Genomic DNA, 13,555 nt, shown 5'->3' with positions numbered 1-13,555 from the left:
ATTAACATTTTTTTATTTTAAAGGGTAGTATTTTTGGACTTAAAGTTCCATTTGCCAAAAACTCCTGGCTTTTGGAGAGCAATATCGAGCTCTTGAAGAAAATGGTCCCTCGAAACTTCTACAGCTCCAAGACGTTTAAGATGGGCACTAGGAATCTGACAGTCGATGAAATCGAGTCCATGCTCTTGCACAAACCGACAAAGATGCACCAAAGCCACCTTACTCGCATCACTCACCAAAGCAAACATACTCTCACCGAAAAAAGCTCCCCCCAGACTCAAACCATACAGTCCTCCCACCAGTTCTCCATCTTTGTATGTCTCCACACTATGAGCAAATCCCATCTCATGCAGTTCACAAAAGACTTCAATGATTTCTGGAAGTATCCACGTTTCGCTTCGGATATCTTTACAATTTCGAATCACCGCCTCAAAATTTTGATCAAAACGGACTTCAAACTTTTTGAGGCTTTTTTTCAATGAGCGTGAAATTTTTATAGATTGTGGATAGAGTACCAATCGGGGATCTGGTGACCACCAAAGAATAGGATCACCCTCGTTATACCAAGGAAATATTCCTCTTTTGTAGGCTTGTAACACCCTGTTTGGACTCAAATCGCCCCCAAATGCAACGATGCCTTCAGGTGAAGCGTATCTTGGATCAGGAAATGTATAACTAAATGGACTCAGTTTTGGAATATAGATCATTGTATCGTAAAAGCCAATTTCCCTTTTTTCTCATCGATTTTCACTTTTCCGCCATGACGGAGTTTCCCGAACAAAATCTCGTTCGTCAAAGGCGTCTTGATCTCTTCACTAATTACTCGTGCCAGCGGTCTTGCACCAAGTTCAGGGCTATACCCTTTTTGTGCAAGATATTTTTTTGCTTTTGGCGTTAGGGAGAGTGTAATCGATTTGTTGTCGAGTTGATCATTTAGTTCGGCTATGAATTTATCAACAATCCCTTCTACGATCTCTTGAGACAGAGGTCTAAATCGTACGATTGCATCAAGTCTGTTTCGAAATTCTGGCGTAAAGTACTGCTTCAACGCTTCATCAAACTTACTGACACTCTCTTGCTTAAAGCCCATGACATTCGCTTCAGTAGCTCCTACGTTACTCGTCATAATCAATACTACATGTTTAAAATCAGCTACATTACCATTATTGTCTGTCAATGTCGCATTATCCATCACCTGCAACAAGATATTGATCAAATCCGGATGGGCTTTCTCTATCTCATCGAGCAAAAGCACTGTATAGGGATGCTTTCGAATCGTCTCTGTCAAAAGACCACCCTCTTCATATCCTATATATCCAGGAGGTGCACCTATGAGTCTGGAAACTGCATGTTTTTCCATGTATTCACTCATGTCAAACCGCTCAAAATGTACCCCCATCGTCCGTGCCAGCTCCTTGGCAAGCTCTGTTTTTCCAACTCCAGTTGGTCCCACAAAAAGAAATGATCCTATCGGCTTGTTTGGTGGATTGAGTCCAGCTCTGCTTCGTTTGATGGCCATCGCCAACTGTTCTACTGCTTCTTCTTGCCCTAGAACTCGCTCTTTGAGTTTTTCTTCCAGATTTTTCAATATTTCCAAATCGTCACTCGTTACTCGCTGTGGTGGAAGTCCCACCATCTTTGCAATCGTATCTTCTATATCGTTGACTGTAACAACGGATCGTCTCTTTTTTCTTAGATGAAAACTAGCTCCCACCTCATCGATCAGATCGATCGCTTTATCAGGAAGTTGACGATCGTTGATATATTTGTCACTAAGTTCCACTGCACTTCTTAAGGCATTGATATGGTATCTGACTTTGTGATGCTTTTCATACTTATCTTTAAGGCCTTTCAAGATCTTAAAAGTTGTCTCTAGATCCGGCTCTTTGACATCCACTTTTGCAAATCGACGACTCAATGCCCTGTCTTTTTCCAAAAAGTTACGAAACTCTGCGTATGTCGTTGCTCCGATACATTTGATCGCTCCACTGGCAAGAGCGGGTTTGAGCATATTGGAAGCGTCCATACTGCCTCCCTGTGTTGCTCCAGCTCCCACAATGGTGTGAATCTCATCGATAAACAAAATAGCGTTTGGTATCGATTTGAGTTCTTCCACAACACCTTTGAGCCGTTTTTCAAAATCGCCCCGATACTTTGTTCCAGCCAAAAGAGCACCCATATCAAGGGAATACAAAGATGCTCCTTCCAAAACATCGGGTATCTCACCAGCTGCGATTTTAAGTGCAAGCCCCTCTGCAATAGCCGTTTTTCCAACGCCAGGCTCACCAACGAGCAAAGGATTGTTTTTCTTTCGGCGACACAGAATCTGCATCACCCGCTCAATCTCTTTGTCCCGACCAATGACAGGATCAATTTTGCCCTCTTTGGCCTCTTTTAAAAGATCGATTGTAAATTTTGCCAAGTAGGACTCTTCATCCGTCTTTTTGGAAGGCTTGGATTCGACCACTTCTGCTTGATGGGAAACAATCTCCATGATATCGAGCTTCGAGATACCTTGTTCTTTCAAAAGATAGACGCTGTATGAGTGTTCCTCATCAAACAGTGCCACAAGAAGATCTCCAACAGTCGCCTCTTTTTTCTCAGCGTTTTGGATATGTCGGATCATATTTTCTATCACTCGTGAAAGCGCCACTGTTTCAAAAGGTTCACGAACAACGTTTTCCGGTAACGGTTTCAAAACAGATTCAAGATGCTGGATCAGTTTTCGCTTCATGATTTCGATATCGGCTCCAGCCTCTTTTAAAATTTTAGCTCCCTCAGGACTGTTGAGAAGGGCCAGAAAGACATGTTCAACCGTCAAATATTCATGTCTGTGTCTTTTGGCATATTTAACAGCTTCTTTAAAAATCGAATTGAGTTGATTGCTTATCATTACTCTTCCTCCATTACTGCTTTGAGGGGAAATTCATGTGCTCGCGCAAGTCTGTGCACCTGATCAATCTTCGTTTCTGCAATCTCATATGTATAGATACCGCACAGACCTTTCCCCTGTCTATGAATGGTCAACATGATATTGACCGCCTCTTCATAACTTTTGTCGAAAATATCACAAAGGATATCCACGACAAAATCCATCGTCGTATAGTCGTCATTGAGTAAAAACACCTTATATTTTTTTGGCTCCTCCAGTTTGACGACCTCTTTTGTTTCTACCTTTTCTCCCACTCGTCCCCTCTTTAAACTTCATTTTATTTTATTGTAATATATTTTTTGAAAATTCCAAAAGGAGCAGTATGCAAATATTTGTTACCGCTACCAACACAGGAGTTGGCAAAACCTACACCACACTTCAACTATTGGAACTTGCCCATAAGATGGGATTAAAACCTGGAGCTATCAAACCGATAGAAACGGGAGTGCACGGCATTCCTGAGGATGGTAGCAAACTTTTACAAAAATGTCAAGAGCTTAATCCTAGCTTAAAAGATGCCGCCATCGATGACATAGTCCCCTATCAATTCTCTTTGCCAGCTGCTCCTTTTGTTGCGAAAGAGGATCAGACAATAGACCTAGAGCATATCAAAAAAAAGGTGGAAGAAATACAAAATGTTTGCGATATTGTTTTTATAGAAGGAGCAGGAGGTCTTATGGTCCCAATTGAAAAAGACTTTTTTATGGTGGATTTGATCAAATATTTGGCAATTCCGTCTCTTTTGGTTACGCCGTCAAAATTGGGTTGTATTAATGATACGCTGCTTTCCCTTCAATGTTTGAAGGCAAATGCAATTCCCCATCATTGGTACATCAATCTTTTTGAAGACAAAGATGATTTTTTTGAAATCACCTATCCTTTTTACGAAGCCTATTTTGATGAAGTTCCGCTGGAGCTTGATTTAATACTCCAGCGTTACACGAACTCGCATTCTTCGTAATGGTCTATCGCTGTATTTCATAATGTCTCGTCCCATAACTCTGGCATAGTTTTTATACTCATACACATGCTCTTGTGTCTCTTTGTATCTCGTTCTACACCTTTTCACCGTTCGATATCCCGGTCTTGCGTTTCTTTCTGCAAGATTTTTGCCAACGAGCGAACCTATAATGGCTCCACCTATGGTCGCAGCTGTTTTCCCGCTGCCCCCGCCTACTTGGTGGCCTAAAATGCCTCCTGCCGCACCCCCTATAATAGCTCCTACGGTTCCATCGTTTCCCTCATCTTCAGGAATCTCTTCATACCAGCACTCTTCATACGGCACTCTCTTTGTTATGACACGTTCCACCTCAACACTTTTATAGACAGGAACCGATTTTGTAAAAGTGATTACTTCCGCAAAAAGCTGTGAAATCAATGCAACACTTACAAGTAAAAAAATCTTTTTCATATTTCACCTCCTATTTTTTAGTATAATAGCTAAACTTAAATTACTATAACCTACGATTGTGAGGCAATTGTGAAATGATACGCCATCTGATAACTACAAAAGATTTTACAAAAGATGAAATTGAAGATCTTTTTGATGATGCTCAAAAGTTCTTGAATGAACCAACTCCTCATCTATTGAAGAACAAACTCATCATTACCATTTTTTTTGAAAACTCCACACGTACCCGAAGCAGTTTTGAGGTAGCTGCAAAGCGACTTGGAGCAGAAGTTGTCAGTCTCGATGTCTCCAAAAGTTCTACAAAGAAGGGAGAGACACTTTTTGACACAGCAGCAAATCTTAATGCTATGGAGCCTCATGCTATCGTTGTTCGGCATAAAAGTGCGGGCGTTCCTTATATCTTGTCAAAATATGTAAGCTGCTCCTTGATCAATGGTGGTGATGGGGCACATGCCCATCCGACCCAAGCGCTCTTAGACCTTTTCACGCTCAAACAACATTTTAAAGCAGTGGAAGGGAAAAAAATAGCGATTGTCGGTGATATCAAAAACTCAAGAGTGGCAAACTCCAATATCGAACTTTTACAACGTTTTGGCATGAAGGTGATATTAGTAGCTCCTCCTCATTTCCTACCAAAAACTGATCTTCCAATCTCTTACGATCTTCATGCAATCATTAATGAAGTGGATGCAATCATGAGCCTCCGTACACAAACGGAACGGCACAAATACCCTATATATGCTAGTTTAAGAGACTATGGAAACGATTTTTGCATAACAAAAGATTTGATTAAAGATAAAGATCTCATCATTTTACATCCCGGACCGGTCCATAGGAATATAGACATCAGCGACGAGGTTTTGACAGATCCAAGATGTAAGGTACTAGAACAGGTAAAAAATGGCGTAGCTGTACGCATGGCAGTCCTGAAAAAACTTATAATGCATGGATAGACTCAGCTACTACGCACAAAAAGGGATTCCCTTTCTTTTTGCCATCGATTATAAAAAACAAAATATCTTCGTTGAACCAATCAATGAACTTTCGAATATCTACTTTCAAACCCCTCTCATCAGTAATCACGACACAATTTCAACGAAACCCTGCCGTATCCTCTCTATCCAGCCTGTCACCTTTGAACATTATAAAATGGCTTTTGACTCAGTGCAAGAAGAGATAAAAAGAGGAAACACCTATCTGCTCAACCTCACTTTTCCTTCATCCATCACATTAAACTGCTCTTTATTTGAAATCTTCCAAGCCACGAAAGCAAAATTCAAACTCTATTTTGACGATACTTTTGTCTGTTTTTCACCTGAACGATTTATTAAAATCGAAAACGGTATGATCTCAACTTATCCTATGAAAGGTACGATTGATGCAACGCTGCCAAATGCAAAAGAGAAGATTTTAAGCGATACAAAAGAGATGGCAGAACATACGATGGTAGTAGACCTTTTGAGAAATGATCTCAATATGGTTGCAACCAATGTCAAAGTTGAAAAGTTTCGCTATATTGACGAAGTTACCGCGCATAAAAAAAGATTATTGCAAGTAAGTAGTGTCATCGAAGGCATTTTACCAAAAGATTGGAAGAAACATCTTCATACGATATTTGACAAACTTTTGCCAGCTGGAAGCATCTCTGGCACCCCAAAACGATCCACCTGCCAAATTATCGAACAAGTAGAACAGTATGAAAGAGGGTTTTATACAGGGGTTTTTGGAGTTTTTGACGGAGAAAATATCGATAGTGCCGTCATGATTCGATTTATCGAAAAAAGCCCAACTGGATTTCTTTACAAAAGCGGAGGTGGAATTACAGTCGATAGCGATGTACGAAAAGAGTATCAAGAGATGGTAGATAAAATCTATATTCCTATTTAATTGGTGGAGGTGTCGGGAATCGAACCCGAGTCCGGAAACAACCCACCACAGGCCTCTACGTGCGTAGTAGCGCTGATCAATCTCGGTTGATACAGGTTCAGCGCCCGAAACCTGTATCAACCCAGCCTAAAGGTGTCGATGAGCGGCTAGGCAACCGCTCATCCAAGCCCTCTAGAGGATGACCCCGCAAAATCCTCTCTTAGAGGGCAAAGAGAGGTGCGAGGGACCGTAAGTTTGTTAAACTTACGCTGCTACTGCGTAAGCCGGTCTATAATCTGTATTGTTTGCGTCTATTTTTTTGAGGAATTTTTACGGCGTTCCTCAAGCCGGCACGCAGCCTGTGACAGACTGCTCCCGTCGAAGCCATGTCACCCCCATATTACGGGGCAACCACTTTAGGAGTTGATTTGTTCCTTAATCCTACCTGAAAGCTCGGCAATTCTATCAATTTTTTCACTGTTTGTCAAGTTTTCATCCAGCAAGATTTTGACAAAAGCGCTTCCGACGATCACACCATCGACATCTTTTGCTTTCTCTTTGGCTGTCTTTTCATTAACACCGAATCCTAAATAGACTGGAGTATTTGTCGTCTCTTTAATCCATTCTATAACTTGACTAAGATCCTCACTCTTTTGTGCTCCGGTAATCCCGGCATACGCTACAAGATAAATAAACTTTTTAGAGTCTTTCAAAATGGTGGCTATACGCTCTTTACTATCTGTGGGAGCAACAAAATCTATAAGTGCTATATCATTTTCATCAAAGAGCGGACGATACGTCAAGGCTTCCTCATAGGGCAAATCAGGAATGATAAAGCCGCTGACACCAAATGCTTTCGCCTCTTCAATGCTTCTTTGCATACCGCGATGGTAAAAAGGATTGAAATATCCCATCCACAAAGTATCAATGGTATCACTTACCGCTTTTGTAATGTCCAATAGATCTTGGAACCGAAAACCATTTTTCAAAGCTCTAACATTGGCCTCTTCTATAACTGGACCATCGGCAACCGGATCACTAAAAGGAACGCCCAACTCAACACTGTCAAGCCCTTTTTCTTTCATAGCCAAAATGAGATCGATCGTAAAATTTTTGTCGGGATATGCAGAAGTTATGTATCCTACGAGCTTTTTCACATGATGCCTTTAGAAGATTTTTGATTGTAATTATACCCTTTTTTTGATAAAATGAAGGCAACTTCACAAGGGGCATTAATGAAGAAAAGGCATACCGTCAATACCATAAAATCGGCAAAAAACAGCAATAAGCTTGTCATGATTACTGCATATGATGCACTGTTTGCAAAACTTTTTGAGCCGATTGTCGATATGATCTTGGTAGGTGATAGTCTCAACATGGTTTTTGCTGGCAGGAGTGACACTCTCTCGGCTACATTGGACCAGATGATCTACCATGCAAATGCTGTGTGTAGTGGCGCTCCTTCTGCTTTTGTGGTTTTGGATATGCCATACGGAACATATATCAACGAAAAAGAGGCTTTGCAAAATGCCATTCGCATATACAAAGAGACAGATGTGGATGCAGTGAAGCTTGAAGGTGGAAAAGAGAAAGCCGATCTAATCAAAACCCTTTGTCAAAACGGAATAGCCGTTATGGGTCATATCGGCCTTCTCCCGCAACATGTGCGAGGTCAAGGCGGCTATAAAGTCGTTCGTGAGGCCGACAGACTTATGGAAGATGCCAAAGCGTTAGAAGAAGCCGGGGTATTTAGTATCATTATCGAAGGCGTCAAACCTGAAGTTGCAGCAAAAGTCACAGATGCCGTGCAAGTTCCTGTAATAGGTATAGGAGCGGGAAAAGAGACAGATGGACAAGTTCTTGTTTGGAGCGATATGCTTGGATTCTTTGAAGATTTCAAACCAAAATTTGTCAAGCAGTATCTTAATGGTGCGAAACTGGTCAAAGAGGCTGTCTCGCAGTATGCCAAAGAGGTCAAAGAGGGTTCTTTCCCTAGCCAGGAGTTCAGCTACTGATGGAACGAATCGTTGAAGTAGAGAAGTTCAGTGAAGAGAGCAGTTTTGAAACGACACTTCGGCCAAGTGACTGGGATGAATATATTGGTCAAGAAAAAATCAAAAACAACCTGAAAGTCTTTATCCAAGCCTGCAAAAAAAGAGGAGAGACCCTTGATCATGTCCTCTTTTTTGGACCTCCGGGACTTGGCAAAACAACCCTTTCTCTCATCATCGCTTCGCAGATGGAAGCAAATATCAAAATCACTGCTGCGCCGATGATCGAAAAGAGCGGGGATTTGGCTGCGATACTCACGAACCTTGAAGAAGGAGACATCCTTTTTATCGATGAGATTCATCGGCTCTCCCCGGCTATCGAAGAGATACTCTATCCAGCAATGGAAGATTTTCGACTCGATATCATTATAGGAAGCGGTCCGGCAGCACAAACGATCAAAATCGATCTGCCCAAATTCACCCTCATTGGTGCGACTACAAGAGCTGGTATGCTGAGTTCTCCATTGAGAGATCGGTTTGGAATGCATTTTCGTTTGCAGTTTTATACCCCTCAAGAACTCGCTCAAATTATTACAAACGCGGCAAACAAACTCTCCAAAGATATAGATGCGGAGGCTGCACTGGAGATAGCAAAACGAAGCAGAGGAACCCCCCGAATCGCATTGAGACTTCTAAAAAGAGTCCGAGACTTTTCCGATGTAGCAGATGAAAAAACCATCACGCTCAAAAGAACACAAAAGGCCTTAGAAGCTCTTGGAGTAGACGAGAGAGGATTTGATGAGCTTGACTTGAAACTCTTAAAGCTCTTAGCCGATGCAAAAGGAAAACCTTTGGGACTGAGTACCATCGCTGCAGCACTTAGCGAGGATGAAGGGACAATTGAGGATGTTATCGAGCCATTTTTACTGGCCAATGGATATCTTGAGCGAACGGCGCGGGGAAGAATGGCAACACTCAAAACCTATGAGATTTTGAAACTAACGCCCAATATACAAAACTCGCTCTTTTGAGGAAATCATGAAACCGATCCATTTTCTAGGTGTTTTATTTCTTATTGTTACCTATTTTGTTTTAAAAGTTTTCTATCCATTTCTCAATACAATGATCATTGCAATATTACTTGCATTGGCATCCTATAAAATGCATAGCTATTTCATGAAAAAACTCCCGGGTCAAGTGTTGCCTGCAACAGCGAGTACAGCAGTGCTCGCCTTTATCTTTTTCCTTCCTATCATTTACATCATTACCAATGCCGCCACTTTTGTAGCCAATATCGATTTTGATCTTCTTAAACAGACAATTGCTCAAACAAAAAACTGGATTGTACAGACACTGCAGCACAACAGCTGGATAAAAAGTGACTCCTTACAAAAATATTTCGAACAATTCGATATTCAAAACATTATCAACTGGGTTATCCAAACAGCAACATTTTTAGGGAAAAAGAGTGCCAATTTTTTCAAAGATATCTTCTTGATTCTCATCTTCTACTTTTTTGCAAATCTTTATGGAAAAGACCTGCTCCTCTATTTTCAAAACATCATCCCTTTCCGAAAGGAGGATAGCAAACTCCTATTTGAAAATCTCGCTGGGGTTATGGGGGTTGTGTTTAACTCTATTATTGCCACAGCAGTGTTGGAGGGGATTCTTTTTGGTATTATTGTCCAAATCTATGGGTACAATGGTATCATGCTCGGTATCTTATATGGCTTTGCTTCGCTTATCCCAGTGATCGGCGGCATCATCATGTGGTTACCGATCACCTTGCACCAATACTTTTTGGACAATACCACCGGCGCCATTGTCATAGCGCTCTATTCTATTATCGTTATCTCTGGTATCGCCGACACCATTATCAAACCGATCATCATAAAATATATCGATCAGGTGATGATAGAAGATGAACATGTTCGCATAAATGAACTGCTTATCTTTTTCTCGATAGTAGCCGGTTTAACGAGTTATGGATTTTGGGGTATGATCATAGGACCAGCTGTGATAACGCTTTTTATCAGTATTTTAAAAATCTATCCAAAAATTACAAAACTGGAAAGAGAATGACTATTTCTTCAAGCCGTCCCTTCCTCTTTTTTTGACATACTTGATCACCACATAAGGCATAATGGCCAATATGATCATGAATATAAACGTTGCATACAGTCCTATCATATGTGTATCACTCATTGTACCCTCCCGTATTTAGTGTTTCTCAAATAGACATAGACTATACCAGATAATACAATCATAGCAAGTGAAAGAATCTGTCCCATCGTCATCCAACCGCAGCAAATAAATCCAAGTTGAATATCTGGAGCTCTAAAAAATTCACACAGAAAACGAAATGTACCATATAGTACTCCGTACAAAGCGATCAATTCTCCGTCAAAATGCTTCTTTTTTCTGTAAAAATATAAAATGATAAAAGTCAACAGTCCTTCTGTCAATGCTTCGTAAAGCTGGGAAGGATGTCGCAAAGTGCCATCTACATAGATACCCCATGGCATATCCGTCTCTCGTCCAACAAGTTCTTGATTCAAAAAGTTTCCGATTCGACCAAAAACATATCCTAAAGGTACAGATAGTGCTACTAAATCCATCAATTTCCAAAAATCTTTTTTGTATCTCCTTGCGTAAAGATAGGTCGCAATTAAAAAGCCGATAATAGCACCGTGATAGCTGAACCCCCTGATACCCACGAAATGACCATTCATAAAAGGATTGAAGATTTGCCATGGATGAGTAAGATAGTAGTTTGTATGAGGATCATAAAAGAGTATATAGCCAATTCTTGCACCTAAAATAACTCCAATTTCTGCCCAGATAAAATAGATATCAAGTTCTTCCTTGGTAAAAGGTAGATTATCTTTTTTAACGATCCATTGAGCCACCAAAAGAGCCACCAAAAGTGCAAGAACATACATGATCCCATACCAATGCACCGGTACATCAAATATTGTGAAAGCGATCGGATTGAAGTGTTCGTAGATATGATTCCAGTATGTCATAGTCTCCCTTGTTTTTACAAGGGAAATTATATCTTATTTATGAAGCATTGATTAATGCCGGAGTCTGCTCTTTTTCAACCACTTCCACATCGATAGTTTCTTTATTGAGATGGAGTTCATACTCATGCAAAAGCCTATCTAGAAGTTCAAAAAGCTGCGAAGAAGCATTTTCCATTTCTACAAATTTATTATATATCTCATCTTTATGGGCCAAAACATAATTGTCAAAATCTGGTTGTTCTATAATTTCAATGATCTCTTTTGCAAGTTTATGCAGTTTGGTATGAGGCTTTTCTATCTCAAAATAGAGTGGTATCTCCTTGTAAATCTCTTTTCCTTGATTGTAATACCACCGTCCAAAGTCGCAATGCTTCTCATCCACATAGGAGTTTTCTATTTTTCCAATGAAGAAGTTGTGATAAATCACTTGGTTTTTATAAATGACATGATCTAGTTTAAATTTGGTAATAGTCAGTGTGTTGGCAATGGAGTCTGCCAAAATCTTGGAGCGGACAGCATGCGCGGTAAAATCAGTAAGTGAATTTTTAAAATTTTCGACAAGGCCTGTCGACTCATTTGCAATGCGTTCCATTTTTTTGGCATTTTGTACACTTTCTCGACTCTCGTTCTGGAGCAATTCGAGGACTTTTCGAACCTCTTCCGTTGACTTCTGGGTCTTTTCAGCAAGTTTTCTTACTTCATCAGCGACAACGCTGAAGCCTTTACCCAATTCTCCGGCACGTGCTGCTTCGATAGCGGCGTTGAGAGCCAAAAGATTCGTTTGGTCAGCGATATCGTTGATCAGTTTAATAATATCCCCTACATTTTCTGCTTTTTTGTTGAGCGATTCGGTCATTTTGTTTGATTTGTGGATAAGGGTTAGAAGTTGATCCAGTTTTACAACGACGTCATCAAGAAGTTTGTTCACATCTTCAGCTTCATCGGAAATATTATTGGAGTTGGCTACAATCTTTTTTACTTTTTCAATAGAGTGCAATAAATCTTCTTTAATCACATTGAGTCCACCGGCCACTCCGCCTCCTAACTTTCCTATTTTGAAATTGAGTTCCTCTTTTTCAACAAATCTCTCTTTTGCCTGAATATTTTCGACAGAATGATTGATCGAAAGAGCTATTTTTTTAAATTCCCCGTTGTACCGATCTGGATCAATAACACTGAAGCGCTTGTGATCAATATCTTTAAGTACTCTATCGGTGTCACTTAAAAAGGTTTCCACCTCATTCATAAATGCGGTAAGGTTCTCTCCCATAAGTTTAATAACACCAGTATCGTTTATAGTAAATGAGTAGTTAAAGATACCATTTTTCGCTTTTTGAATAACAGTAGAAAGCACCCTCAATGTTTTTTGAATCTTTATGACACTGACAAAAATAATCCATGCACAGATGAAATTGATGATATTTAATATAAAAATCCAGTCAAATCCAGACTTAAATATCTCGACAGTGACTGTTATAGAAAAAAGAACAATGGAAAGGATGTTGGCGTACTGGATCTTTTTAAGCATAGATAGATTCATTGTGTTTCCTTATTTTAAAATGACTCGTGCTTTCAGTGGTTGCACAGGTCGGCTATTGTCATGCATGATTTCATGCATCATTGCAATCTGTTCTTTACTGGCTTCCACAGGATTTTTGAGGACAATCCATCGTACACCTTCCGTACAAGGAGGCGTTGTAAACGAGCCATCATATCGGTAATAATCCAGTTTTCTTGGAAAAAAATCACCAGGATTAAACATTTCTCTTAGCATACGCTTTTTACCGACTTCCGTGCTTAAATCATTCAAGACTTTCTGCAAAGCGCTATTTTTTCTCCCTTCTTTGAACATTAAAGCTATGACAAGATACTCTCCGTCTTTACTTTTGTGAACAAAGTGTGCTTCCATAGGAAACTGTTTTCCAGCTATCTTGTTTTCGCTTGGTGTATGAAAATGAAACTGCATGAGCATGAAAGGTTTGCCATCTATAACCACCTCGTTTTTCCCTAATGTAGTTACCTTAATCGTATGACCATTATAGACGACCTCTTTTGCTATTCCTGCGTACGTTATTTTGAGTTTTGGAAGTTTTGCATCGACAAAGCGATCCATATCGATGGGGGACTGGTTGACACCCAAAGCACACATCCGAAACTTTGGATCTATATCACCCCAGTGCTGTGGTCCCATATTACCGGAATAGCTCCAATGATCGGCATGATGCCCTTCCCCAGTAACCCCTGCAAACATAAATGTACCAAAAGCTGCTATCATCAATAGTTTTTTCATACAAATCCTTTTATAGCTACTAAAACAACCAAACTATTG

General features: G+C 40.2%; 15 protein-coding genes and 1 other RNA gene. 6 read left to right on the top strand and 10 right to left on the bottom strand.

Going from position 1 to position 13,555, the window contains the following annotated elements; translation table 11 throughout:
- Positions 1 to 17: 17 nt before the first annotated feature.
- Genes aat through clpS form a run of 3 tightly spaced genes read right to left on the bottom strand, consistent with a single transcriptional unit; the run spans position 18 to position 3,186 of the window.
- Positions 18 to 707: a leucyl/phenylalanyl-tRNA--protein transferase gene (gene aat / locus NIS_RS02055; RefSeq protein ID WP_012081758.1), complete on the bottom strand. Its 690-nt coding sequence runs from the start codon at positions 705 to 707 to the stop codon at positions 18 to 20.
- The gene (gene clpA, locus NIS_RS02050) at positions 704 to 2,893 is read right to left on the bottom strand and encodes an ATP-dependent Clp protease ATP-binding subunit ClpA (protein ID WP_012081757.1); all 2,190 of its coding nucleotides are present in this window, start codon (positions 2,891 to 2,893) and stop codon (positions 704 to 706) included. The genes aat and clpA overlap by 4 nt, the downstream gene beginning before the upstream one ends.
- Complete coding sequence (gene clpS / locus NIS_RS02045) at positions 2,893 to 3,186, bottom strand: ATP-dependent Clp protease adapter ClpS (RefSeq protein ID WP_012081756.1); 294 nt, start codon at positions 3,184 to 3,186, stop codon at positions 2,893 to 2,895. The genes clpA and clpS overlap by 1 nt, the downstream gene beginning before the upstream one ends.
- A gap of 68 nt (positions 3,187 to 3,254) precedes the next feature.
- On the opposite strand from clpS, the gene bioD reads away from it, so the two are divergent.
- Entirely contained in the window at positions 3,255 to 3,893 is a 639-nt protein-coding gene (gene bioD, locus NIS_RS02040; protein ID WP_012081755.1) for a dethiobiotin synthase, read from the top strand.
- On the opposite strand, the gene NIS_RS09930 is transcribed toward bioD, so the two are convergent.
- A complete protein-coding gene (locus NIS_RS09930; RefSeq protein WP_012081754.1) occupies positions 3,855 to 4,343 on the bottom strand; it encodes a glycine zipper 2TM domain-containing protein in 489 nt (162 codons plus the stop codon). The two genes, bioD and NIS_RS09930, sit on opposite strands and share 39 nt — an antisense overlap.
- A 74-nt stretch (positions 4,344 to 4,417) precedes the next feature.
- Here NIS_RS09930 and NIS_RS02030 point away from each other — a divergent pair, with 74 nt between their 5' ends.
- Both NIS_RS02030 and NIS_RS02025 read left to right on the top strand, forming a co-directional pair.
- On the top strand, positions 4,418 to 5,296 hold the full coding sequence (locus NIS_RS02030) for an aspartate carbamoyltransferase catalytic subunit (RefSeq protein WP_012081753.1): 879 nt from the start codon (positions 4,418 to 4,420) through the stop codon (positions 5,294 to 5,296).
- A complete protein-coding gene (locus NIS_RS02025; RefSeq protein ID WP_012081752.1) occupies positions 5,289 to 6,230 on the top strand; it encodes an aminodeoxychorismate synthase component I in 942 nt (313 codons plus the stop codon). Before NIS_RS02030 ends, NIS_RS02025 begins: the two co-directional genes overlap by 8 nt.
- Before the next feature lies 1 nt (position 6,231).
- On the opposite strand, the gene ssrA is transcribed toward NIS_RS02025, so the two are convergent.
- Both ssrA and trpA read right to left on the bottom strand, forming a co-directional pair.
- Positions 6,232 to 6,606, bottom strand: a transfer-messenger RNA (tmRNA) gene (gene ssrA, locus NIS_RS10135).
- Positions 6,607 to 6,625: 19 nt separating this feature from the next.
- Positions 6,626 to 7,366: a tryptophan synthase subunit alpha gene (trpA, locus tag NIS_RS02020; protein WP_012081751.1), complete on the bottom strand. Its 741-nt coding sequence runs from the start codon at positions 7,364 to 7,366 to the stop codon at positions 6,626 to 6,628.
- A gap of 78 nt (positions 7,367 to 7,444) precedes the next feature.
- On the opposite strand from trpA, the gene panB reads away from it, so the two are divergent.
- The 3 genes from panB to NIS_RS02005 are packed head-to-tail and all read left to right on the top strand — an operon-like array spanning position 7,445 to position 10,282.
- On the top strand, positions 7,445 to 8,224 hold the full coding sequence (gene panB, locus NIS_RS02015; RefSeq protein ID WP_012081750.1) for a 3-methyl-2-oxobutanoate hydroxymethyltransferase: 780 nt from the start codon (positions 7,445 to 7,447) through the stop codon (positions 8,222 to 8,224).
- Positions 8,224 to 9,231: a Holliday junction branch migration DNA helicase RuvB gene (gene ruvB / locus NIS_RS02010; protein WP_012081749.1), complete on the top strand. Its 1,008-nt coding sequence runs from the start codon at positions 8,224 to 8,226 to the stop codon at positions 9,229 to 9,231. The genes panB and ruvB overlap by 1 nt, the downstream gene beginning before the upstream one ends.
- 7 nt (positions 9,232 to 9,238) lie before the next feature.
- Entirely contained in the window at positions 9,239 to 10,282 is a 1,044-nt protein-coding gene (locus tag NIS_RS02005) for an AI-2E family transporter (RefSeq protein WP_012081748.1), read from the top strand.
- Here the strand turns inward: NIS_RS02005 and NIS_RS10400 are convergent, their stop codons facing one another.
- From NIS_RS10400 to NIS_RS01990, 4 genes are read right to left on the bottom strand one after another with little or no spacing between them, the layout of a single operon-like run.
- Positions 10,283 to 10,405 carry a hypothetical protein gene (locus NIS_RS10400; protein ID WP_255322336.1) on the bottom strand — a complete coding sequence of 41 codons (123 nt, stop codon included), beginning with the start codon at positions 10,403 to 10,405 and terminating at the stop codon, positions 10,283 to 10,285.
- Complete coding sequence (gene lgt / locus NIS_RS02000) at positions 10,402 to 11,226, bottom strand: prolipoprotein diacylglyceryl transferase (protein ID WP_012081747.1); 825 nt, start codon at positions 11,224 to 11,226, stop codon at positions 10,402 to 10,404. Before lgt ends, NIS_RS10400 begins: the two co-directional genes overlap by 4 nt.
- Before the next feature lie 37 nt (positions 11,227 to 11,263).
- Positions 11,264 to 12,766: a methyl-accepting chemotaxis protein gene (locus tag NIS_RS10430; RefSeq protein WP_012081746.1), complete on the bottom strand. Its 1,503-nt coding sequence runs from the start codon at positions 12,764 to 12,766 to the stop codon at positions 11,264 to 11,266.
- A gap of 9 nt (positions 12,767 to 12,775) precedes the next feature.
- On the bottom strand, positions 12,776 to 13,516 hold the full coding sequence (locus tag NIS_RS01990) for a carbonic anhydrase (protein ID WP_012081745.1): 741 nt from the start codon (positions 13,514 to 13,516) through the stop codon (positions 12,776 to 12,778).
- Positions 13,517 to 13,555 lie beyond the last annotated feature (39 nt).

Source organism: Nitratiruptor sp. SB155-2 (assembly GCF_000010325.1).
Classification (GTDB): Bacteria; Campylobacterota; Campylobacteria; order Campylobacterales; family Nitratiruptoraceae; genus Nitratiruptor.
The sequence above is the reverse complement of the archived record's forward strand: the minus strand, read 5'-3'. Positions and strand labels throughout refer to the sequence as shown.